Source organism: Microbacterium sp. C23T (assembly GCF_053345975.1).
The window spans coordinates 18396-39476 of sequence record NZ_JBKFBD010000038.1 but is presented as its reverse complement, the minus strand read 5'-3'; the positions used below and the strand labels follow the sequence as shown (position 1 = coordinate 39476).

Here is a 21081-nt window from a genome sequence, read left to right as displayed (position 1 = left end):
GCGGGGCGTCAGCTCTGGGGCCAGTCGATCAGCAGGAGGCCCTGCTTCGTGTCGGCGACCTTCACCTGGCCGGACGTGAAGAGGTACGTCATGCCGTAGCCCTCGGCATCCGTCGCGATCGCGGTGTCCGCGCTCTCGGTGATGTAGACGCCCGCGGAGTCCTCTTCGCGCACCCAGCCCTGGGACTCGAGCTCCTCCTGCAGGTCGACGGCGTCGGCGTCGGAGACGGGCGCCCAGCCGAACATCTGCCCGTGGTCGCCGGCCGGACCCTCGAAGTCCGCCCACATGCACTGCAGGCCGTCCTCGACCTCGGTGCTGCCGATGTACAGCGGCGACGCCTGCGAGCTCCAGCCGAGGTCTTCGAAGCTCGCCACGACCGACTCGCCGATGATCGTGGTGCAGGTCGGGTCCTCGGTCGAGGCGGGCGCAGGCTCGGGCGTCGCCGAAGGCTCGGGTGCGGCGGCGGTCGGCGTCGTCGCGTTGCCGGTCTCTTCGGGCGCGGCCTCGGGCGTTCCGGCGCAGGCCGAGAGGAGCACGGCGGAGAGGGCGAGGGCGGCGGCGGTGCCGAGGATGCGGGTGGCAGGCATCAGAGAGTCTCCGTGGGGGATGGGAGGCGGTCGGGTGTCAGGCAGTGCGGGATCAGGCGGTGTGGAGCAGGTCGAGATAGGCGGTGTGGAGCACGCGGTTGGTCGCGAGCGAGGAGAGATCCGAGAGCGAGTCGTTGCCGTCGAAAGAGGTGAACTTGCCGCCGGCCTCGGTCACGATCGGCACGAGTGCAGCGATGTCGTACTCCTTGACGCCGAACTCGGCGACGAATTCGAGACGACCTTCGGCCAGCAGCATGTACGGCCACGCGTCGCCGTAGCCGCGATCGCGCCACACCGACGAGGTCAGGCGCTCCAGGGCGTCGAGCTTGCCGGCGTCGCGCCACTGCCCGATGCTCTGGAAGCTCACACTCGAGTCCGCGATCGTGTCGACCGTCGACACGGCGAGACGCTTCGTCTCGCCCGTCGGCGTGTTCGTCCACGCGCCGAGGCCGCTCGCGGCCCACCAGCGGCGTCCGATCGCCGGCTGGCTCGCCACCCCCACGCGCGGCACGCCGTCGATGGCGAGGGCGATGAGGGTCGTCCACATCGGGATGCCCTTGAGGTAGTTCGCGGTGCCGTCGATCGGGTCGATGATCCACTGCCGCGCCGAGTCGCCCGTGACGCCGTACTCCTCGCCGAACACCCCGTCGCCCGGACGCTCGGTCTCGAGCAGGTCGCGCAGCGCGCGCTCGGTGGCGAGATCCGCCTCGGTGACGTGGCTCGCGTCGGCCTTCAGGCGGACGTCGAGATCGGCCGCATCGAAGCGCGACATGGATGCCGCGTCCGCCGCGTCGGCCAGTCGCAGAGCGAGATCGAGATCCGCGCGGAGGTCTCCCTCGAACGGCGTGTCGAACGTCGAAACGGGGGAGGGGGAGGTCACGGAATCAAGGATAGCCGGGGCGTTCCCGCCTCGATTTCACGAGACGCGATCGTGATGCTAATGTTGATCCTCGTTCGCCTCGTAAGTGAACAACGCACCTCTAGCTCAATCGGCAGAGCAACTGACTCTTAATCAGTGGGTTCTGGGTTCGAGTCCCAGGGGGTGCACCGACCAGAAAGGCCCCGGAATCTCCGGGGCCTTTCTGCTGTCAAGGATCAGTTCCCTCGTAGCTCGCGGGAGATCGCTCGCGCGGCGGCTCGCGCATCGAGGTTGATCTGCAGGAGGAGACCCTTCAGCGGGCTCCGGATGCCGACGAACCGCATTCCCGGCGCGTGGGGATGCGTTCCGCCACCGGTCGACGCCGGGCCTCCGTGGACGTCGAGGATCCCGAGATGACCGACGACGGGCTGAAGGCCCGTCGAGTAGCCGGTGGCTGCGATGACCGCGCCAGGAGTGAGCCGCGAGCCGTCCGCGAGGACCGCCTCGTTCCCTTCGAAGCGCTCGAGCGCGGGGACGGCGGTCACCGTGCCGGCGCGCAGCGCGGCCACGAGGCCGACGTCGATCGTCGGGGTGACCGCTGTCGCGCGCTGCTGCGCGACGAGCCCGGAGCCTGCGGTCGGCATGCCGTAGGGGGTGAGGTCTCCCACGACCAGGCGCTGCAGGAGCCGGTTCACGGGGTCCGTCAACCACGCGGGAAGGAAGTCCATCGGAATGGCGACGAGGGTCGTCGGGATGGGACCGAGCTGACGCGGAACGATGTTCGGCGGAGTGCGGACCGCCAGGCGCACCTCGGCGACGCCGTGCTCGGCGAGGTCGGCGGCGATTTCGGCGCCCGAGTTGCCGGCTCCGACGACGAGGACGCTTCTTCCGGCGAAGGGTGCGGCATCGCGGTATCGGGAGGCGTGCAGGATCTCGCCGGTGAACGTGTCCTGCCCCGGCCAGGAAGGCTCGATCGGGCGGTTGCTGAAACCGGTCGCGAGGACCACCTGACGCGCCGTGACGTCGCCGTCGGAGGTGGCCGCACGCCAGCTGCCGTCTTCGCGCTCGATCCGCTGCACCTCGATCCCGAACCGCGGATGGAGGTCGTGGAGGCGTGCGTAGACACGCAGGTAGTGCGCGACGTCGTCCTTCGCGACCCAGCGACCGAAACGGCGCGGCATGCGCAGGCCGGGGAGCGCCGACTGGATGCGGGGCGTGTGGAGATGCAGGCGCTCGTAGCGGCGAAGCCAGGTCTCGCCGACAGCCTCACCCGAGTCGACGATGGTCGCGGTGATCCCGCGGCGGCGGAGGCACGCGGCGACGGCCAGCCCCGCGGGGCCGGCGCCGATCACGAGCACATCGGTGTGCGAATGGTCCACACCCAGACGCTAGTGATCGGCGACCGGCGCCGCGAGCCTCGGCGGCCGATTCAGGCCGCGTCGCCCACCAGTACGGCCGCGGCCTCGTCCGCAGCATCCGCTTCGCGCTCGTCGATGCGGGCGAGAGCGCGCCGGCCGAAGAGGATCGTGCCGGTGGCGATGAGGACGGATGCCGCGGCGAAGAGGTACGGCACGGTCGGGCCGTACAGGTGCCACAGCAGCGCGGCGAGCGGGGGAGCGGCGGCGCCGCCGAGGAAGCGGACCGCCGAGTACGACGAGGACGCGACGGAACGGGGGAGATCCGTGGCTTCCATCACGGACTCCGTGAGCACCGTGTTCATGACGCCCAGGAGCAGGCCGCCGACGATGATGCAGACCACCAGCGCCGCGGCGTCTTCGACGAGGATTCCGGCGATGACCAGGTCGATCGCGAGCAGCGGCAGCGTCAGGAGCATGACGGTGGTGCGAGCCATGAAGCGCAGCAGCAGCGGCGCGACCCACACGCTCGTGATCGCGAGGGCGACGCCCCAGCCGAAGAAGGTGAAGCCGATGCCCATGGCGCCGAACCCGAGCGGGAACGGTGAGAAGGCGAGCAGCACGAAGAAGCCGATGTTGTAGAACAGGGCGGCGACGGCGAGCACGGCCAGCGACGGGATGCGCAGTGCCCGGAAGGGCGCCGACAGCGGCACCGGCACCGGCTTCTCGCTCGGCCCGCGCAGCAGGACGAGGACGGCGACGAACGCGATCGCCATGAGCACGACGACCCCGAAGAACGGTCCGCGCCAGCTGATCTCGCCGAGCAGGCCGCCGAGGAGCGGACCGATCGCGATGCCGAGGCCGAGCGCGGCCTCGTAGAGCACGATCGCCGCGCCGCTGCCGCCGGACGCCGCCCCCACGATGGTGGCGAGGGCGGTCGAGATGAAGAGCGCGTTGCCGAGGCCCCAGCCGGCGCGGAAGCCGATGATCGCATCGACGCTGCCGCTCAGCGAGCACAGCAGTGCGAACACGACGATCAGCGCGAGGCCGATGAGCAGAGTCGCTTTCGCGCCGATGCGGCTCGAGATCCAGCTCGTGATGAGCATGGCCAGGCCTGTCACCAGCAGGTAGCTCGTGAACAGCAGCTCCGTCTGGACGGGGCTCGCCTGCAGCGACTCCGCGATGGCGGGGAGGATCGGGTCCACGAGGCCGATCCCCATGAATGCCACGACACAGGCGAAGGCGACGGCCCATACCTGCGCGGGCTGGCGCCAGACCGAGCCCGTGGTGCTGCCGTGGGCGCTCATCGGGTGGCCTCGGCCGTGTCGACGGCGGACGCGGTGCGCGTGCGGTCGAGCTTGCGCATGAGGACGGATGCCGTGGTCCGCAGTGCGTCCCACTCCTCAGGCTGGAGATCGTCGAAGTGGGGAGCGAGGGCGGCGGTGAGCTGCAGCAGCCAGGTCTGGAGGGCTTCGAGGCCGAGCGGGGTGACCTCTACGACCGTCGCGCGCGAGTCCGCGGCATCCGTCGTCCTCGCCACGAGTCCGTGATCGGCCATCTGGCCGACCAGACGCGTCATGCCGGGCTGGGTCACGCGGCTGAGGCGGGCGAGCTCGCCGATCCGGAGCGCTCCGTTGTCGCGGAGGATCGTGAGGGTGCGCCACTGGGCGGCGGGTGTCTCATTTGCGGTCTCGAGCGCCGCGACGCGGGTCAGCGCGTGGGCGGCGACGATGAGGGTCTCGATGTCCTGATCGTGGGTCACACAAGAAGCATACCGCTGATATATACCGCAGGTATGTGAATCGGGAAAGACGTGGGAATTCGTCCCGATTCGGTAACGACGGGGGAGGGGCGGGCTCGCCGACTTGACCTGCGCGGCTTCCGTTTCCTAGATTGCAAGAACCTGAATCGGATCTCATGTTTGAGAACGAAGCGCCGATTCACGCACCAGATCCTTCCAATGGGGAAAGGCACGCACATGCGGGTTACGAAGAAGTTGCTCCTGGGCTCCGTGGTCGTCACGGCAGCGCTCGCCCTGGCGGCCTGCGCGCCGTCCGGCGATCCCGACAACGGGTCCACCGAGCCGGGCGGGCTGTCCGAGGTCACCGTCGGCATCGTCACGAGCGAGTCCGGGCCGCTCGCCGGCTACGGCAAGCAGTACCTCGACGCCTTCAAGGCGGGGCTCGACTACGCCACCGACGGCACCGGCGAGATCGACGGGACGACGATCAACGTCGAATACCGCGACGACGCCGGCGACCCCGACAAGGCCGTCACCGCCGTCAAGGAGCTCATCGGCTCGGGCGTCAACATCATCGCGGGCACGGCGTCGTCGGGCGTCGCGCTGGCCGTCGCCGAGCAGGCGGAGCAGAACAAGGTGGTCTACATCTCGGGCCCGGCAGCTGCGGACGCGATCACCGGCATCAACGACTACACGTTCCGCTCGGGCCGGCAGAGCGCGCAAGACGTCGCGACTGCAGGCACATTCCTCGACGACATCGAGGGCAAGACCGTGACGGTGTTCGCGCAGGACAACGCGTTCGGCCAGGGCAATGTCGCGGCGGTGCAGGCGATCCTCGGCGGCCAGGGCGCCACGGTGAACTCCGTGCTCGTGGCCGAGGACGCGACCGAGTTCACGCCGTTCGCGCAGCAGGTGCTCGCGGGCGCTCCCGACCTCGTGTTCGTGGCGTGGGCCGGCGCGACCTCGGGCGCGATGTGGCAGGCGATGAGCCAGCAGGGGGTCATGGACGAGATTCCCGTCGTGACCGGTCTCGGCGACTCGGCGACGTTCGGCGCGTACGGCGAGGCATCCGAGAAGATCAGCTTCCTGAACCACTACTTCGCCGAGGCCCCCGACAACGACGTCAACACCGCGATGGTCGAGGCGATCGAAGAGGCAGGCGGCACGCCCGACCTGTTCAGCCCCGACGGTTTCAACGCGGCGATCATGATCGTCCACGCCATCGAGTCGGGCCAGGGTGACGTCGACGCGATGGTCGCGGCGCTCGAAGGCTTCGAGTTCGAGGGGCCGAAGGGCAGCATGACGGTGCGCGCGAGCGACCATGCCCTCATCCAGGAGATGTACCAGGTCAAACTCGTCGCGAAGGACGGCACATTCGTGCCCGAGCTCGTCGACACGGTCTCGGCCGACGACGTCGCCCCCGCCGAAGCCGAGTGATCCGGGGCTTCGCGAAACGATGAGCACCACAGTCCCGTCCGCGCCCGCCGCGGAGACCGCGCGCCGCGGCTCTCCGCTGAAGATCGAGGGCCTCGGCCTGCAGATCGGTGGGGCGACGATCCTCAAAGACGTCGAGCTCGACGTCGCCGCCGGCTCCCTCGTGGGCGTCATCGGTCCCAACGGCGCCGGCAAGACCACGCTCTTCAACGTGATCTCGGGGCTCATGAAGCCCACTGCCGGCCGCGTCGTGCTGGACGACCGAGACATCACGACGGCGTCGGTGCCGGCGCGGGCGCGGGCGGGGCTGGGTCGCACTTTCCAGACGTCGAGCCTCTTCCCGAAGCTGTCGGTGCTCGAGAACGTGCGTCTGGCGGCCCAGGTGTCGCTGGGCGGCTCCGGCTCTCTCCTGCACTTCCCGAAGCGGACGGATGCCGCCACCGAGCTCGCGCTGACGAAGCTCAAGGTCGTGGGGCTCAGCCACAAGCGCGACGCGCTCGCGGGCGACATCTCGCACGGCGACAAGCGCAAGCTCGAGATCGCCGTGCTCCTGGCGACGGAGGCGAGCATCGTGCTGCTCGACGAGCCCATGGCGGGCGTGGGCTCGGGCGATGTGCCCGGGCTGGTCGAGAACATCCGCGACATGCAGCGCGAGAAGGGCTGCACCCTGCTGATGGTCGAGCACCACATCGACGTGCTGATGGGCCTCGTCGAGAAGGTCGCCGTCATGTACTTCGGCACGATCATCGCGTACGACACGCCGCAGCGGATCATGGAGAACCCTCTCGTGCAGAGCGCCTACCTGGGCACCGGATCGGCGGGGGAGGCGGCATGAGCGGGGAGTCCGTGCTGACCGTCCGAAACCTCCGGTGCACGATCGCGGGCCAGCAGGTCGTCGAGGACGTCTCGTTCGACGTGCCCGCCACCGGCATCACCGCGGTGCTCGGCCGCAACGGCGTCGGCAAGACCTCGACCCTGCGCGGCATCCTCGGCCTCATCTCCCGTCGCGGCGAGGTGACCCTCGCGGGCGACCGCATCGACGGGCTTCCCACGCATCGCATCGTGCGGCGCGGCGTCGGGTACGTGCCGGAGGACCGCGAGGTCTTCTCGAAGCTCACCGTCGCTGAGAACCTCGCCCTGGCCGAACGTCAGCGGAACCCTCGGCGCGAGTTCGTCGCAGAGCTGTTCCCGGATCTCGTCGCCCGCCGCGACCAGCAGGCGGGCACGCTCTCGGGCGGTCAGCAGCAGATGGTGTCGGTCGCACGGGCGCTGCTCAACGACAACCGGCTCCTCCTCGTCGACGAGCCGACGAAGGGCCTCGCGCCGAAGATCGTGACCGAGGTCGCCGACGCGCTCCAGGAGGCGTCGAAGACCGTCCCCATCCTCCTCGTCGAGCAGAACCTCGAGGTCGTGCGTCGTCTCGCCGATGACGCCGTCGTCATCGCCGGCGGGCGCGTCGCGCACGTCGGCAAGGCGCGCGATCTCCTCGACGACGAAGACCTCACCCGCCGCCTCCTCGGCGTCCACGTGGAGCACGCTTCATGAGCACCCTCGTCCTCACCCTCATCACCGGCGTCGGTCTCGGCGCCCTCTACTTCCTCGTCGCCAGTGGCCTGAGCCTCATCTACGGCCTCATGCACGTGCTCAACTTCGCGCACGGCGCGTTCCTCACCCTGAGCGCGTTCATGGGCTGGATGGTCGCGCAGGCGCTCGGCACCGACTCGTGGGGATCCTTCCTGCTGTCGGTCCTCGTCGGCGCGGGCGTGGGGGCCGTGTTCGCGACCCTCACCGAACTCGTGCTCATCCGGCCGCTGTACGAGCGGCACATCGAGCAGGTGCTCGTCACGGTCGGCCTGTCGTTCGCAGCCGTGGCGCTGTTCGAGGGGATCTGGGGCACCGACCCGATCCACATCGGCGGACCGCCGTGGCTCAAGCAGACGACCGACGTCCTCGGCGCCCGCATCCCCAACACCTACTGGGTGCTGATGATCGCGGCCGTGCTGGTGCTCGCCGCCCTCGTGCTGTTCCTGCAGAAGACGCGCTACGGCATGATCATCCGGGCCGGCGTCGAGAACCGCTCGATGGTGACGGCGCTCGGCATCGACGTCCGCCGCTCGTTCACCCTCGTCTTCGCCATCGGCGGCGCGGCCGCGGGAATCGGCGGCGTGCTGGCGATGCACTACTCGACCTTCGTGTCGGCGCACCTCGGGCAGACGCTCCTCATCTTCGCGTTCATCGTCACCGTCGTCGGCGGCCTCGGCTCGCTCACCGGTGCGGCGGTGGCGTCCGTCCTCGTCGCCGTGCTGCAGCAGTTCGCCAACTTCTACCTCGGCGGCACCGGGGACTTCATCGTCGTGATCCTGCTGGCCCTCGTGCTGCTGGTGCGTCCGACCGGACTCCTCGGGAGGAAGGCATGACCCTTCGACAGGCTCAGGGACTCGAGGCGACCTCGGAGCGCAGCATCCGTCGCTTCCTTCCCGCCGTTGTCGGCGTCGTCCTCGTCGCGTTCATGGCGATGCTGCCGCTGCTCAACCTCTCGCTCCCGGGCATTCTGCCGACGCCGACGTACATGCCCGGCACCCTGGCGCTGCTGTCCCTCTGCATGGTGTTCGCCGCGCTCGCGCTGTCGTACAACCTGCTGCTCGGGTCGGGCGGGATGCTGTCGTTCGGGCATGCCCTCTACTTCGGCGCCGGCGCGTACGGTCTGGGGATCGCGCTCGAGCACTTCGGCGTGCCGCTGTGGCCCGGCGTGTTCATCGCGCTGATCGGCGGCATGGTCATCGCCCTCGTGACGGGCGCGGTGTCGATGCGCGTCTCGGGCATCCCGTTCGCGATGGTGACGCTGGCGTTCGCGCAGGCAGGATCGGTGCTGGTGCGGCGCAACTCGCAGGTCACCGGCGGCGAGGAGGGACTCAGCCTCAATACGGCGCAGGTGCCCGACTTCCTCATCGGGGTCGTGAACACCCGCAACCTGTACTGGTTCACGCTCGTGGTGCTCGTCCTGGTGTATCTCGTCGTGCTGTGGGTCGACACGTCGCGCCTGGGGCATCTCGCCCGAGCGACGCGCGAGAACGAGCAGCGCGTGCGTGTGCTGGGCCTGTCGCCCTACCGCGTCCGACTCATCGTGTTCGTCATTGCGGCGGGTCTCGCTAGCCTCGCCGGAGTCGCGTACATGCTCCTGCAGTCGGGCACCGTGCCCCGGTCGGTCTCCGCCGACCTCACGATCACGGTCCTGGTGATGGTGGTGCTGGGTGGCGTCGGATTCCGCTGGGGTGCGATCGTGGGCGGTGTGCTCTACACGCTGCTCGATCAGCGGCTCACCGTGCTCGCCGGCTCCGACGCGATCGCCGGGCTTCCCGACGTGCTGCGGATCCCGCTGTCGGAGCCGCTCTTCCTCCTCGGGGTGCTCTTCATCATCGTGGTGATGTTCCTCCCGGGAGGCATCGCGGGCACCATCGACGCCGCGGTCCGCCGCCGGCGCGGAGAGAAGGTCCGCGGGTCGCTGCGGCAGCTCGACGATGCCGACGAGTCCGCCGAAGCCCCCGTCGAGGTGCGCGCGTGAGCTGGACCGCCGACCCCGACGTCGACGACGGGCCGCACACCGTCGGCCGGTGGATCGTGGACCGCGCGACCCGCTCACCGGAGCGCATCGCGATCGACGACCGAGGAGTGACGACCGACTACGCCACCCTCGCCGCCCGCTCGTCGGAGCTCGCCGACCGACTGCGCCACGCGGGCTACGGGCCGGGCGACCGCATCGCGACCGTGTCGGGCAATTCCACCGACCACGTCGTGGCGTTCTTCGCGTGCGCGATCGCGGGCATCGCCTTCGTACCGCTGTCGTGGCGGCTCACGCCGCGCGAGCTCGCCGATGTCCTCACCCGTTCCGCTCCGGCGCTGGTGCTGATCGAGGACGAGCATGCCGCGCTTGCGGGCGAGGCGCTGCGCATCGCCGCCGTCGCCCCGCCGGTCTCCGTGCTCGGCACGACCGGCGTCGAAGCGGGGACTGTGCCCCGCGCAGCGAACCCGGTGACCCGCCGACCGGTGCGCGACGACGACCCGCTGCTCGTGATCTTCACGTCGGGGAGCGAATCCGCACCGAAGGGCGTCGTGCTCACGCACGCGAACTGCTTCTGGAACAACCTGGCCCTCGCGCAGGCGCTGCCGCTCACGCAGGACGACGTCGTGCTCGCGATGCTGCCGCAGTTCCACGTCGCCGCGTGGAACTGTCAGCCGCTGCTCGCGTGGTGGGTCGGCGCGACGGTCGTGCTGGAGCGGTCGTTCCAGCCGGCGCGCGTGCTGCAGCTCATCGCCGACCGCAAGGTCACCGCGATGATGGGCGTGCCGACGCAGTACGCGCTGCTCGCGGGCGACCGCGACTGGATCAGCACGGATGCCGCGTCCCTGCGTCTCGCTCTCGTCGGGGGCGCGACGATGCCGGTGGAGCTGCAGGAGGAGTGGACAGCGCGGGGGATCCCGCTCTCGCAGGGGTACGGGCTCACCGAAGCGGCACCCAACGTGCTGCACCTGCCTGCGGCCGAGTCGATCGAGGCCCCCGGCGCCGTCGGCCGGCCGTACCCGCACGTGTCGGTGCGGATCGTCGATCCCGCCTCGGGGCTCGCACTGGAGGACGAGGCCACCGGCGAGCTGTGGGTGCGCGGCCCGAGCGTCTTCGCCGGCTATCTCGACGACGAGGACGCGACGGCCCGTGCGATGAGCGGCGAATGGCTGCGCACCGGCGATCTGGCATCCCGCGACGCGTCAGGCGTGTACCGCATCGTCGACCGCCTGAAGGACATCTTCATCTCGGGCGGCGAGAACGTCGCTCCCGCGGAGGTCGAGTACGCGCTGTGCCTGCACCCGCTCATCGAGGCAGTCGCCGTCGTCGGCGTGCCCGACGCGGTGTGGGGGGAGCGGGGAGTCGCGTTCGTGGTGCCCGTGACGGGGGCCGCGCTGTCGGTCGACGAGGTGCTTGCCCACGCGCGGCGCAACCTCGCCGCCTTCAAGATCCCCGTCCACGTGGAGTTCGTCGACGCGCTGCCGCGGTCGACCATCGAGAAGCTCGCACGATCGCGTCTCCGCGAACAGGCCAGGTTGCTGGTCGAACCGCGGCGGGAGCAGGAAGATCGTGCTGGGGAGCGCGCGCACACAGTGGTGCACGAGCGTACGAAGGGGGAATCCCGATGAGCATGTCCGACGAACTCGTCGACCGGGAAGAGGAGCTGGTGTCGTCCGCCACCGGACGCCCGCTCACCAAGCGCGGCGAGGCGACCCGGCGACGCCTGCTCGAGGCGGCGGAGCTCGTATTCGCCGAGCAGGGCTACCACGAGGCATCCATCGTCAAGATCACCGAGCGCGCGGGCATCGGTCTCGGCACGTTCTACCTGTACTTCGACAGCAAGCAGGCGATCTTCGAGGCGCTCGTGCTCGACCTCAACCGCCGCGTGCGCCATTCCATGTCGGAGGCGATGGCCGGGGCGACCGGTCGCCTGGAAGCGGAGCGCGCGGGGTTCGCCGGGTTCTTCAGGTTCACCGCCGAGCACCCCGCGCTGTACCGGGTCGTGCGCGAGGCGGAGTTCGTCTCGCCCGAGGTGCTGCGCACGCACTACACGCGCATCGTCGAGGGCTATGAGGCCGGCCTGCGCGCGGCGCAGGCGACGGGCGACGTCGATCGCGCCCTCGACCCCGAGACGACGGCGTGGGCCCTCATGGGCATGGGTGAGCTCATCGGCATGCGGTTCCTGCTGTGGGAGCGCGACGCCGAGGGCAAGCCGCCCGCGCAGCTCGACCCGGTGGTGTTCGCCGGCATGACCCGGTTCATCGACAACGCCCTCGCGCCGCGAGCGGACGACGCAGGAGAGGAAGCCTGATGGCGGAGAAGGATCTCGCGGGCAAGCGCGCACTCGTCACCGGCGGGGCGAGCGGCATCGGCCTCGCCTGCGCACACGAGTTCGCCCAGCGCGGCGCGCACGTCATCATCGCGGACCTGAACGCGGATGCCGCGACGGATGCCGCTACCGCCGTCGGCGGTGAGTCCTGGGCCGTCGACCTCGCCGACACCGCCGCGCTCGACGACCTGACCCTCGACGTCGACATCCTCGTGAACAACGCCGGCATCCAGCGGGTCGCCCCGATCACGGAGTTCGATCCGGACGCCTTCCGGCTCATCGTGCGGCTCATGCTCGAGTCGCCGTTCCTCCTCATCCGCGCGGCGCTCCCGGCGATGTACGAGCGCGGATGGGGGCGTGTGATCAACATCTCGAGCGCCCACGGCCTGCGGGCGAGCGCGTTCAAGTCGGCGTACGTCTCCGCGAAGCACGGGCTCGAGGGCCTGTCGAAGGTGACGGCGCTCGAGGGCGCCCCGCACGGCGTGACGAGCAACTGCATCAACCCCGCCTACGTGCGCACACCGCTCGTGGAGAAGCAGATCGCGGACCAGGCCGCTGTGCACGGGATCGCGGAGAGCGAAGTCGTCGAGAAGATCATGCTCACCGAGAGCGCGGTGAAGCGGCTCGTCGAAGCCGACGAGGTCGCGTCGCTCGCCGGATGGCTCGTGTCGGACAAGGCCGGCATGGTCACGGGAGCCTCGTACACGATGGACGGCGGATGGACGGCGCGGTGAACCACGAGTATCGGACGGTCGACGTTCCCGTCGACGGCGGGGCGCTGCGCGCGGGAGTCTGGGAGCCGGCGGATGCCGGGCCCGAGGCGCCGACGGTGCTGCTGGTGCACGGGGTCACGGCCTCGCACCTGGCGTGGCCGTTCGTCGTGGAGCGCCTCCCGGGGGTTCGCATCGTCGCGCCGGATCTGCGCGGGCGCGGGCGCAGCAACGGCATCGGCGGCGCCGCGGGGATGGCCGCACACGCGGCGGACCTCAGCGCGCTGCTCGAGGCGCTCGGCATCGACCGCACCGTGGTCGTCGGGCATTCGATGGGCGGGTTCGTGTCCGTCGTGTTCGCGCACCTCCACCCCGAGCGCGTCTCGCGGCTGCTGCTCGTCGACGGCGGGCTGCCGCTCGACGTCCCGGCGGGGCTCAGCACCGACGAGCTCGTCGCCGGCATCCTCGGCCCGACCGCGGCGCGCCTGTCGATGAGGTTCGCCGACACGGGGGAGTACCTGGACTTCTGGCGGCAGCATCCGGCCTTCGCCGGCGCGTGGACGCCCGAGCTCGAGCGCTATCTCGCGTACGACCTCGTCGACGACGGGGCGGGCGCGTTCCGTCCCGCGACGAGCTACGCGACGACCGCCGACGACACCCTCGACATGAACACGGGCGACGCCCTGCCGGCGGCGCTGGCCGGGCTGCAGCATCCGACCCGCCTCATCACCGTGCCCCGCGGCCTCCAGAACGAGCCGCCCGGCTTGTACGCGCCGGAACATCTCGGGCGATTGCTCTCGGAGTACCCCGGAGTGGAGCACGAGCGGATCGAGGGGTTCAACCACTACACGATCGTGATGTCGCCGGAGGGCGCCGACGTCGTCGCCGCCGCCGTCCGTGAGGAGCTCGCGGCCCGGGTGTGACCACGTCGTTCGAGCGCCCGGCGGCTGCGGTGATCGCATGCCGCCGGGCACTCTGAGGCGTGCGGGCTACTTCGTCTTGAACTGAGCCTTCAGCGTTGTTCCATCTGCGGTGGTCAGCGTCACCTGGTAGCACTTGCCGGCGTTCTTCGGCGTCGCCCAGTTCTGGATCCACTGGTGTGCGGTGGTGTCGTACCGGAGTGTCGTGCCGCCGGTGGTCGTGAACAGGTCGTCGCTCTGCATGTCGGTCAGATCGCACTTGATCTCGCGTGCGATGAATGAGGCGCCCAGCTTCGCGGGATCGGTCAGCTCGGTCGCGCCGGCGAACGCCGTGAACTTGAGCGGAACCGTCGAGCCCCCCTTCACGATATTGATGACGCTGTCACCCATGTCGACCGGCTTGAAGAAGCCGTTCAGCGTCCAGGCGGCGATCGTGAATGTCTTCGTGTCGTCGTCCGGGAGGTGGTTCGCGTCGCCGTCATACTTCGCGTACGCCTTCGCCGCACTGCCCGCCAGCTTGTTGTCGGTGTAGGTCGGCGTCAGGGTGAGCTGCAGGCCACCCGCACCGGTGACCTCCGCCGAGCATGGCTCGATCGGTGATCCGGTGGCCATGATCGGCGTAGACGGGCATGTCACCGTGACAGTGGACGGAGCCTTGGCGATGTGGAACGTCCCGGTGGCCGTGGCTCCGGTGTGATTGTCGTCCCCGGCCCACGCCGCCGAGATGCTCGCCGTTCCGGCCTCGGTGTTGCCGGAATACGTGACGGGGATGGTGAACGAGGCCAAGCCCGCTCCGGAGACCGTCGCGGTGCACGGAGTCAGCGCGCTGCCCGTGTAGGTCGCACCCGGAGCGCAGGACAGACCGATTGCCGACGTCGCCTTCTCGATCGTGAACTGCACCGCGTCATCGCTGCCCTCGTGGTTTCCGTCGCCGGTGTACGCGGCGGACGCGGTGGCGGTGCCGACGGAGGTGTTGTCGGTGTACGAGAGTGTCAGCGGCTTGTTGAGCCCGCCCGGTCCGGTCACATTCGCCGTGCACGGTTCGATGGCGGATCCGGTGAAGATCTGCGACGCCGGACACGTGACCTCTGTGTTCGAGATCGCCTTCGCGATGGCGAACTTCGTCGATGCCTCGCTCGACGTGTGGTTGGCGTCGCCCGGCCAGGAAGCTGCGGCGTCGGCTTGTCCCGCATCGGTGTTCCCGGCATAGGTGACAGTGACCGTGAACGCGGTCAGACCGGCGCCGGAGACGGTCGCCGTGCACGGGGTCAGCGCACTGCCCGTGTACACGGCGCCCGGAGTGCACGACAGAGCGATCGACGACGGCGCCTTCTCGATGCGGAACCCACCTTCGGCGGTGCTGCCGTCGTGGTTCTCGTCGCCGTCCCACTTCGCGGCGGCGCTGGCGTCACCCACGTACATGTTGGCCGCGTAGTCGACGTCGATTGCGAAATCGGTGAGCCCGGCTCCGGAGACCGTTGCACCGCACGGCGTCAGTTGCTCACCGGTGAACACCACGAACTCGGGGCACTCCAGCGAGATCGACGATGCGGCCTTATCGATCTGGAAGCCGCCGTTCGCGCTGCTTCCGACGTGGTCGTCATCGCCGCCCCACGATGCGGTGGCGGTCGCGTGCCCCGCGTTCGTGTTGTCCGTGTAGTCCACGTCGATCTCGAACGCCGCAAGGCCGACGGCCGACACGCTCGCCGTGCAGGCGACCTGTGCGGCACCCGTGTAGACCACGGACGCTGGGCAGGAGAGCTTCACCGAAGACGTCGCCTTTGCGATGACGAACGACGACGTGTCGTTGCTGGGTTCGTGATTGGCGTCACCCTCGAAGACCGCGGACACGGAGGCGACGCCCGCCCCGGTGTTGCCGCTGTACGAGGGCGTGATCGCCTGGTCTAGGTCGCCGGCACCCATCGCCTTCGCCGTGCACGGCGTGATCGGCGAGCCCGTAAAGGTGTGCGGCGACGTGCACGTGATCTCGGTCGTCGAAGGCGCCTTGGCGATCTTGAAGGTCGTCGATGCCTCGCTCTTCGTGTGATTGAGGTCGCCGGGGTAGGAGGCGCTCGCCGTCGCCGTGCCCGCGGTCGTGTTGAGGTCGTAGTGCACGGTCACCGACGCGGACAGCGCGCCGGCGCCCGTCACCGTCGCCGAGCACGGCTCCTGCGCGGCGCCGTTGTAGACGACGTCGGAGCACTGGATCGAGATGGATGAGGCTGCGGGGCCGATGGCGATCACCGCCGAACCGGACCGCGACGCGTAATTCGGCAACGCGAAGCTCCATGACGCCGTGCCTCCGGGCACGTCGGTGAATGACGCACCGAGATCCAGGCCCGCGCTGATGTCGACGCCTCCGAGGCCCGTGCACGCGCCGGTGGCACGGTGTGCGAGCCCGTCGTAGTCGCCGTTGAACCCGACGACGGCACAGTTCGCCGTGGCGCCGAGGATCGTGAACGTCTTGCTGTCCGTAGATCCGGTGTGGTTCGAGTCGCCCGCGAACGTGGCCGCGGCGCCCGCCGTTCCGGTGTCGGTGTTCGCGGTGTACGTCGGGGTGAGCGCCTGGCTCAGCCCTCCCGCGCCGGTGACGCCGGCCGTGCACGGCGTGAGCGGTGAGCCCGTGTACGTCGCCGATGCGGGGCAGGACACCGTCGTGGTCGATGACGCCTTGGTGATCCCGAACGTCGCGCCGCCGCTGCTGCCGGTGCGCGTCGAATCACCGGCGAAGGAGGCGGAGGCGGTCACAGAACCCACCGCGGTGTTCGGGGAGTAGGTGACGGGGAGCGACTGCGAGAACCCGTTCGAACCCGTCACGGTGGCCGAGCACGGCGTGATCGCCTGGCCCGTGTAGACCACCGACGCCGGACACGACACCGTGGTCGTGGTGGCGGACTTGCAGCCGACCGTCTTCCAGGTGACACTCTGCGTGACTTGCCGGGTGATCGAGTTGCCGCCGGTGTTGTCGCCCGTGCCGGAATAGGTCACGGATCCCGTGAAGGTTCCGGCGACGGTTCCGGCGGTCAGCGTGACGGTCGCGGTCGCGCCGCCGGGCGAGAGGGTGTTGTTGCCGAACGCGGTCTCCCAGTTGGCGGGCAGCATGACGTTTCCCGCGTCACCTGCGGCGACGCTCACCGACAACGGCGCGGCCGTCGTGGCGGTGATGTCGACGACCTCGCCGTTGGCGAACACCTGTCCGCCGCCGTTGTTGTCGTTGTTGTTGTTCCCGTTGCCGCCGTGACCGTTGCTCTGAACGTAGACGGTCACCTGTCGGCTCGTCGTGGTGCCGCACGTCACGTCACCGAAGTCGAGCACAGCTTGCGTGCCGGCCTTCAGGAGATCGCCGTCGACCTCGAGATTGTCGGCGTAAGCCGCGCCGGCTGTCGAAACCAGGAGTGCTGACACCGCCAGAGCGATTGCGGACAGCACAGACGTCCGTTGTTTCATTGGTCCCTCCCCAGGGGTACTGCTCCCCAAGAGGCCCCTTTGCCGCTCGGGTTGCGATCAAGATAGCCGACGCGCGCTGAATCTCATACGGAACTGTGCGCAACTTAGCCGCGTCCTGAGGAGCGCTGCAGCCCGAGGACCGCAGGGAACGCCTTCAGCGCGACGCGGCGATGCGGGTCGTGAGCTGGTGTGCGTGGGCGAGGAGTGTGCGGCCGAGCTCGGGAAGGCGGTCGGGGCCGAAGCGGAACTCGACGCCGGTGAGGCTCAGTGCCCACTGCGGGTGGCCCTCGCGGGTGAAGACCGCCGCCCCGATGCCGTAGGAGCCCTCGACGATGAGCCCGGGGTTGACGGCGTAGCCGCGCTCCTGGGTGTCGCGCAGGCGCGTGCGCAGCCGCTGCTCGCTGTGTGACGCGCCCCATCGATCCGAGAGCTCCGGGTGGCGCTCGAAGTAGGCGTCCACATCGTGGGGCGGGAGGAACGACAGGATCGCGAGCCCCGCGGAGGCGACGCCGAGCGGGAACCGCACGCCCTCCGACAGCACGAACGAGCGGATCGGGAAGCTGCCCTCCTCGCGCAGCAGGCACACGGTCTCGTCGCCACGGCGCACGGACAGGAACGCGCTCTCTTCGGTGCGGACGGCGAGCGAGCGCACGATGTCGCGAGCGACAGCGGTGATGTCGTACCGGGATGCTGCGACCGTGCCCATCAGGTACAGCTCCGGTCCGGGCATCCAGCGGCCGGTGCGCTCATCCTGATCGACCAGGCCCTCGTGGCGCAGCGCGGTGAGGAGCCGATGCGTCGTCGGGCGGGTGAGGTCGGCGCGGCGGGCGAGTTCGGCCACCGGCATCCCGTCATCTCCACCCGAGGTGACCAGTCGCAGGAGCTGGGCCGCGCGGGCGATCGATTGGGCTCCCGGAACGGTGCGCTTGGCTACGGTGTCCACAATATGGACGCTACGGCGCGGGGTGGCCACATGGCAAGCGGGGAGGTGGCGGTGCGCCCCGTCGAGCCGGACGATGGAAGCCGAGCGACCGGAATGCGAAGGAGCACAATGATCGACAAGACCTGGGGATCGGCGGCGGAGGCCGTCGCCGACATCCCCGACGGGGCGTCCCTCGCGGTGGGAGGGTTCGGGCTGTCCGGCAACCCCATCGCGCTCATCGAGGCGCTGCTTGCACAGGGCACGAGCGACCTCAGCATCGTGAGCAACAACTGCGGCGTCGACGACTGGGGGCTCGGCATCCTCCTGAACGCCAAGCGCATCCGGAAGATGACCTCCTCGTACGTCGGCGAGAACAAGGAGTTCGAGCGGCAGTTCCTCTCGGGCGAGCTCGAGCTCGAGCTGACCCCGCAGGGCACGCTCGCCGAGAAGCTCCGCGCCGGCGGATCGGGCATCGCCGCGTTCTACACCCAGACCGGCGTCGGCACGCAGGTCGCCGAGGGCGGACTGCCGCGTCGCTATGCCGCCGACGGCAGCATCGCGGTCGCGTCGCCCGTGAAGGACGTGCGCGCTTTCGACGTATCGGGCACGCCTCGCGACTACGTCCTGGAAGAGGCGATCGTCACCGACTTCGCGCTCGTCCACGCACTGAAGGGCGATCGTCACGGCAACCTCGTCTTCAACAAGGCTGCACGCAACTTCAACCCGCTCGCCGCGATGGCGGGGCGCGTGTGCATCGCCCAGGTCGAGGAGCTCGTCGAACCGGGCGAGCTCGAGGCAGACAGCATCCATCTCCCCGGCATCTATGTGCACCGCATCGTGGAGGTCGGATCCGACATCGAGAAGCGCATCGAACGGCGCACGGTCTCGGTCCGTCAGGCCGCCGCGCGCGAGATGCCGGAAGGGGCCTGACATGCCGCTCACCCGCAACGAGATGGCCGCCCGCGCGGCCGAGGAGCTCGCCGACGGCGCCTACGTCAATCTGGGCATCGGCCTGCCGACCCTGGTGCCGAACTTCGTGCCCGAGGGCGTGACCGTGGTGCTGCAGTCCGAGAACGGCATCCTGGGCGTCGGGCCGTACCCGACCGAGGAGAACGTCGACCCCGACCTCATCAATGCCGGAAAGGAGACGGTGACGACGCTGCCCGGAGCCGCCTTCTTCGACTCGGCGACGAGCTTCGGGATGATCCGCGGCGGCAAGATCGACGCCGCGATCCTCGGCGCGATGCAGGTGTCGGCGACGGGCGACCTGGCCAACTGGATGATCCCCGGGAAGATGGTGAAGGGGCCGGGCGGCGCGATGGATCTGGTGCACGGTGCCGCGAAGGTGATCGTGCTGATGGAGCACGTCGCAAAGGACGGCTCGGCGAAGATCGTGAACGAGTGCTCGCTGCCGCTCACCGGACGCGGGGTGGTCGACCGCATCATCACGGACCTGGCGGTCATCGACGTGACGGACGCCGGGCTCGTCCTGGTCGAGACGGCTCCAGGGGTCACCGTGGAAGAGGTCATCGCGGCCACCGAACCGGAGCTGACGGTCGCCGTCGGAGAGAGAATCGAAGCATGAACCACGACGACGTCGTCATCGTCGCCGCTGCGCGCACTCCGCAGGGGCGGCTCAAGGGCCAGCTGGCTCCGCTCACGGCGGTGCAGCTGGGCAGTGCCGCGATCAAGGGCGCCCTCGAGAAGGGCGGCATCCCCGCCGATGCCGTGGACGCGGTCCTCGTCGGCCAGGTGCTCGCGGCCGGGAGCGGGCAGAACCCCGCGCGTCAGGCGGCAGTGGGCGCCGGCATCGGGTGGGACGTCCACTCCGGCTCGGTCAACAAGGTGTGCCTCTCCGGCCTCACGGCCATCATCGACGGCGCGCGCATGCTCGCGGTGGGCGACGCGACCGTCGTGGTCGCCGCCGGCATGGAGTCGATGACCCGCGCCCCGCACCTGCTCATGGGCTCGCGGGACGGCTGGGCCTACGGGTCGATCGAGGTCCTCGACCACATGGCGTTCGACGGGCTCACCGACGCATACGACCGCGAGAGCATGGGGGCGTCGACCGAGCGCCACAACGAGCGGCTCGAGGTGACGAGGCAAGCTCAGGATGCCGTCGCCGCGAGGTCGCATCAGCGTGCGGCCGCCGCGCAGGCCGAGGGGCTCTTCGACGCCGAGATCGTGCCGGTCGAGATCCCTCAGCGCAAGGGCGATCCGGTCGTCGCGACGAAGGACGAGGGCGTGCGCCCCGAGACCACCGTCGAGACCCTCGCGGGCCTGCGCCCGGCCTTCGCGTCGAGCGGGTCGATCACGGCGGGCAACTCGTCGCAGATCTCGGACGGCGCGTCCGCGGTCGTGCTGACGACGCGCTCGCACGCCGACGAGAACGGCTGGAACGTGCTCGCGGTCGTCGGCGCGTCCGGCCAGGTCGCCGGCCCCGACAACTCGCTGCACTCGCAGCCCGCTCGGGCGATCGAGAAGGCTCTGGCCAAGCAGGGCATCGCCGCGAGCGACCTCGACATCGTCGAGATCAACGAGGCGTTCGGCGCCGTGGTCGTGCGTTCGCAGGCCGAGCTCGGCCTCTCGGACGACGTGGTCAACCCGCACGGCGGCGGCATCGCGATCGGACACCCGATCGGGGCATCCGGCAACCGCCTCGTCGTCCACGCCGTGCACGAACTCGTGCGGCGCGGCGGCGGCACGGCGGCGGTGGCGCTGTGCGGCGGCGGCGGTCAGGGCGACGCGCTCATCCTCACGCGCTGATCGATCCTCGACCCCCAGACGGAAGCGCCACGGGACCCGGACGGGTCTCGTGGCGCTCGTCTGTGCGGGTCAGGGCTGGATGCGGCGCTTGAGGAGCTTCTTCTCGCGGCCGTGGACGGGGGAGTCGTTCGCGATGAGCTCGCCGCGCGAGGCGCGCCGGACATCGACGATCGCGCCGATCGCGAGGGCCAGGGAGATGCCCCAGCTGAGCCATGCGAGGGCCATCCGCCACGTGAACGGCTCGTTCTCGCGGAGTCCCCTCATCAGCGTCAGCCCGCCCGTGATCGCGGTGAGGATGCCGGTGCCGAAGAGGTACTTGCGCATGGGGCCACGTTAGCGCGGCCCGTGCGGGCGCCGCGCCCCTTGACATGGTGTCGTCCGGCGCGTCAAGGGGACTCGGGGCCCTCAGCCACGCTGTTAGCCTGAGCGTGCCGAGTCCACGAAACCGTCAG

Annotated in this window: 20 protein-coding genes and 1 tRNA gene; 13 read left to right on the top strand and 8 right to left on the bottom strand. The window is 69.7% G+C overall.

All coding sequences use genetic code 11. The annotated features are described in order from the left end of the window. Positions 1-8: 8 nt before the first annotated feature. Together ACLBXX_RS18350 and ACLBXX_RS18345 are read right to left on the bottom strand one after the other, a co-directional pair. Positions 9-587 (bottom strand): hypothetical protein, encoded by a 579-nt coding sequence (locus ACLBXX_RS18350; protein WP_387136720.1) that lies wholly within the window; start codon positions 585-587, stop codon positions 9-11. Between the two features lie 52 nt (positions 588-639). Next, positions 640-1467 (bottom strand): inositol monophosphatase family protein, encoded by an 828-nt coding sequence (locus ACLBXX_RS18345; protein ID WP_447659203.1) that lies wholly within the window; start codon positions 1465-1467, stop codon positions 640-642. A 94-nt stretch (positions 1468-1561) separates the two neighbouring features. Here ACLBXX_RS18345 and ACLBXX_RS18340 point away from each other — a divergent pair. Then, a tRNA-Lys gene (locus tag ACLBXX_RS18340) sits at positions 1562-1634 on the top strand. A 48-nt stretch (positions 1635-1682) separates the two neighbouring features. On the opposite strand, the gene ACLBXX_RS18335 is transcribed toward ACLBXX_RS18340, so the two are convergent. From ACLBXX_RS18335 to ACLBXX_RS18325, 3 genes are read right to left on the bottom strand one after another with little or no spacing between them, the layout of a single operon-like run. Next, positions 1683-2825 carry a flavin-containing monooxygenase gene (locus ACLBXX_RS18335; RefSeq protein WP_447659202.1) on the bottom strand — a complete coding sequence of 381 codons (1143 nt, stop codon included), beginning with the start codon at positions 2823-2825 and terminating at the stop codon, positions 1683-1685. A gap of 50 nt (positions 2826-2875) precedes the next feature. Further along, the gene (locus tag ACLBXX_RS18330) at positions 2876-4108 is read right to left on the bottom strand and encodes an MFS transporter (protein WP_447659201.1); all 1233 of its coding nucleotides are present in this window, start codon (positions 4106-4108) and stop codon (positions 2876-2878) included. Beyond that, positions 4105-4563 carry a MarR family winged helix-turn-helix transcriptional regulator gene (locus ACLBXX_RS18325; RefSeq protein ID WP_447659200.1) on the bottom strand — a complete coding sequence of 153 codons (459 nt, stop codon included), beginning with the start codon at positions 4561-4563 and terminating at the stop codon, positions 4105-4107. Before ACLBXX_RS18325 ends, ACLBXX_RS18330 begins: the two co-directional genes overlap by 4 nt. A gap of 216 nt (positions 4564-4779) precedes the next feature. Between ACLBXX_RS18325 and ACLBXX_RS18320 the strand changes: the two genes are divergently transcribed. The 9 genes from ACLBXX_RS18320 to ACLBXX_RS18280 are packed head-to-tail and all read left to right on the top strand — an operon-like array spanning position 4780 to position 13497. Further along, on the top strand, positions 4780-5979 hold the full coding sequence (locus ACLBXX_RS18320; protein ID WP_447659199.1) for a substrate-binding domain-containing protein: 1200 nt from the start codon (positions 4780-4782) through the stop codon (positions 5977-5979). Between the two features lie 19 nt (positions 5980-5998). Continuing rightward, the gene (locus ACLBXX_RS18315; RefSeq protein WP_447659198.1) at positions 5999-6811 is read left to right on the top strand and encodes an ABC transporter ATP-binding protein; all 813 of its coding nucleotides are present in this window, start codon (positions 5999-6001) and stop codon (positions 6809-6811) included. Next, a complete protein-coding gene (locus ACLBXX_RS18310) occupies positions 6808-7521 on the top strand; it encodes an ABC transporter ATP-binding protein (RefSeq protein WP_310291425.1) in 714 nt (237 codons plus the stop codon). Before ACLBXX_RS18315 ends, ACLBXX_RS18310 begins: the two co-directional genes overlap by 4 nt. Further along, the gene (locus tag ACLBXX_RS18305; RefSeq protein ID WP_310291422.1) at positions 7518-8393 is read left to right on the top strand and encodes a branched-chain amino acid ABC transporter permease; all 876 of its coding nucleotides are present in this window, start codon (positions 7518-7520) and stop codon (positions 8391-8393) included. The genes ACLBXX_RS18310 and ACLBXX_RS18305 overlap by 4 nt, the downstream gene beginning before the upstream one ends. Beyond that, positions 8390-9538, top strand: a complete 1149-nt coding sequence (locus ACLBXX_RS18300) for a branched-chain amino acid ABC transporter permease (protein ID WP_447659197.1) — start codon at positions 8390-8392, stop codon at positions 9536-9538. Before ACLBXX_RS18305 ends, ACLBXX_RS18300 begins: the two co-directional genes overlap by 4 nt. Further along, positions 9535-11163, top strand: coding sequence for a class I adenylate-forming enzyme family protein (locus ACLBXX_RS18295; protein ID WP_447659196.1), 1629 nt, complete (start codon positions 9535-9537; stop codon positions 11161-11163). Before ACLBXX_RS18300 ends, ACLBXX_RS18295 begins: the two co-directional genes overlap by 4 nt. Continuing rightward, positions 11160-11846 carry a TetR/AcrR family transcriptional regulator gene (locus tag ACLBXX_RS18290; RefSeq protein WP_447659195.1) on the top strand — a complete coding sequence of 229 codons (687 nt, stop codon included), beginning with the start codon at positions 11160-11162 and terminating at the stop codon, positions 11844-11846. Before ACLBXX_RS18295 ends, ACLBXX_RS18290 begins: the two co-directional genes overlap by 4 nt. After that, a complete protein-coding gene (locus tag ACLBXX_RS18285; RefSeq protein WP_447659194.1) occupies positions 11846-12598 on the top strand; it encodes a 3-hydroxybutyrate dehydrogenase in 753 nt (250 codons plus the stop codon). The genes ACLBXX_RS18290 and ACLBXX_RS18285 overlap by 1 nt, the downstream gene beginning before the upstream one ends. Further along, on the top strand, positions 12583-13497 hold the full coding sequence (locus ACLBXX_RS18280; RefSeq protein WP_387136745.1) for an alpha/beta hydrolase: 915 nt from the start codon (positions 12583-12585) through the stop codon (positions 13495-13497). Before ACLBXX_RS18285 ends, ACLBXX_RS18280 begins: the two co-directional genes overlap by 16 nt. Before the next feature lie 66 nt (positions 13498-13563). On the opposite strand, the gene ACLBXX_RS18275 is transcribed toward ACLBXX_RS18280, so the two are convergent. Next, positions 13564-16899, bottom strand: a complete 3336-nt coding sequence (locus ACLBXX_RS18275; RefSeq protein ID WP_447659193.1) for a PxKF domain-containing protein — start codon at positions 16897-16899, stop codon at positions 13564-13566. Positions 16900-17095: 196 nt separating this feature from the next. Then, a complete protein-coding gene (locus ACLBXX_RS18270) occupies positions 17096-17884 on the bottom strand; it encodes an IclR family transcriptional regulator (RefSeq protein ID WP_447659192.1) in 789 nt (262 codons plus the stop codon). Between the two features lie 108 nt (positions 17885-17992). Here ACLBXX_RS18270 and ACLBXX_RS18265 point away from each other — a divergent pair, with 108 nt between their 5' ends. The 3 genes from ACLBXX_RS18265 to ACLBXX_RS18255 are packed head-to-tail and all read left to right on the top strand — an operon-like array spanning position 17993 to position 20629. Continuing rightward, positions 17993-18793, top strand: a complete 801-nt coding sequence (locus tag ACLBXX_RS18265; protein ID WP_447659191.1) for a CoA transferase subunit A — start codon at positions 17993-17995, stop codon at positions 18791-18793. Between the two features lies 1 nt (position 18794). Further along, complete coding sequence (locus tag ACLBXX_RS18260; RefSeq protein ID WP_310291401.1) at positions 18795-19448, top strand: CoA transferase subunit B; 654 nt, start codon at positions 18795-18797, stop codon at positions 19446-19448. After that, on the top strand, positions 19445-20629 hold the full coding sequence (locus ACLBXX_RS18255) for an acetyl-CoA C-acetyltransferase (RefSeq protein ID WP_447659190.1): 1185 nt from the start codon (positions 19445-19447) through the stop codon (positions 20627-20629). The genes ACLBXX_RS18260 and ACLBXX_RS18255 overlap by 4 nt, the downstream gene beginning before the upstream one ends. 69 nt (positions 20630-20698) lie before the next feature. On the opposite strand, the gene ACLBXX_RS18250 is transcribed toward ACLBXX_RS18255, so the two are convergent. Next, positions 20699-20953, bottom strand: coding sequence for a hypothetical protein (locus tag ACLBXX_RS18250; RefSeq protein ID WP_387136756.1), 255 nt, complete (start codon positions 20951-20953; stop codon positions 20699-20701). Positions 20954-21081 lie beyond the last annotated feature (128 nt).

Bases quoted from the DNA above. Each gene is read 5' to 3' on its own strand.
- ACLBXX_RS18350 (WP_387136720.1), bottom strand. From the start codon at position 587: ATGCCTGCCACCCGCATCCTCGGCACCGCCGCCGCCCTCGCCCTCTCC.
- ACLBXX_RS18330 (WP_447659201.1), bottom strand. From the start codon at position 4,108: ATGAGCGCCCACGGCAGCACCACGGGCTCGGTCTGGCGCCAGCCCGCG.
- ACLBXX_RS18320 (WP_447659199.1), top strand. From the start codon at position 4,780: ATGCGGGTTACGAAGAAGTTGCTCCTGGGCTCCGTGGTCGTCACGGCA.
- ACLBXX_RS18315 (WP_447659198.1), top strand. From the start codon at position 5,999: ATGAGCACCACAGTCCCGTCCGCGCCCGCCGCGGAGACCGCGCGCCGC.
- ACLBXX_RS18310 (WP_310291425.1), top strand. From the start codon at position 6,808: ATGAGCGGGGAGTCCGTGCTGACCGTCCGAAACCTCCGGTGCACGATC.
- ACLBXX_RS18305 (WP_310291422.1), top strand. From the start codon at position 7,518: ATGAGCACCCTCGTCCTCACCCTCATCACCGGCGTCGGTCTCGGCGCC.
- ACLBXX_RS18300 (WP_447659197.1), top strand. From the start codon at position 8,390: ATGACCCTTCGACAGGCTCAGGGACTCGAGGCGACCTCGGAGCGCAGC.
- ACLBXX_RS18290 (WP_447659195.1), top strand. From the start codon at position 11,160: ATGAGCATGTCCGACGAACTCGTCGACCGGGAAGAGGAGCTGGTGTCG.
- ACLBXX_RS18285 (WP_447659194.1), top strand. From the start codon at position 11,846: ATGGCGGAGAAGGATCTCGCGGGCAAGCGCGCACTCGTCACCGGCGGG.
- ACLBXX_RS18280 (WP_387136745.1), top strand. From the start codon at position 12,583: ATGGACGGCGCGGTGAACCACGAGTATCGGACGGTCGACGTTCCCGTC.
- ACLBXX_RS18265 (WP_447659191.1), top strand. From the start codon at position 17,993: ATGATCGACAAGACCTGGGGATCGGCGGCGGAGGCCGTCGCCGACATC.
- ACLBXX_RS18260 (WP_310291401.1), top strand. From the start codon at position 18,795: ATGCCGCTCACCCGCAACGAGATGGCCGCCCGCGCGGCCGAGGAGCTC.
- ACLBXX_RS18255 (WP_447659190.1), top strand. From the start codon at position 19,445: ATGAACCACGACGACGTCGTCATCGTCGCCGCTGCGCGCACTCCGCAG.
- ACLBXX_RS18250 (WP_387136756.1), bottom strand. From the start codon at position 20,953: ATGCGCAAGTACCTCTTCGGCACCGGCATCCTCACCGCGATCACGGGC.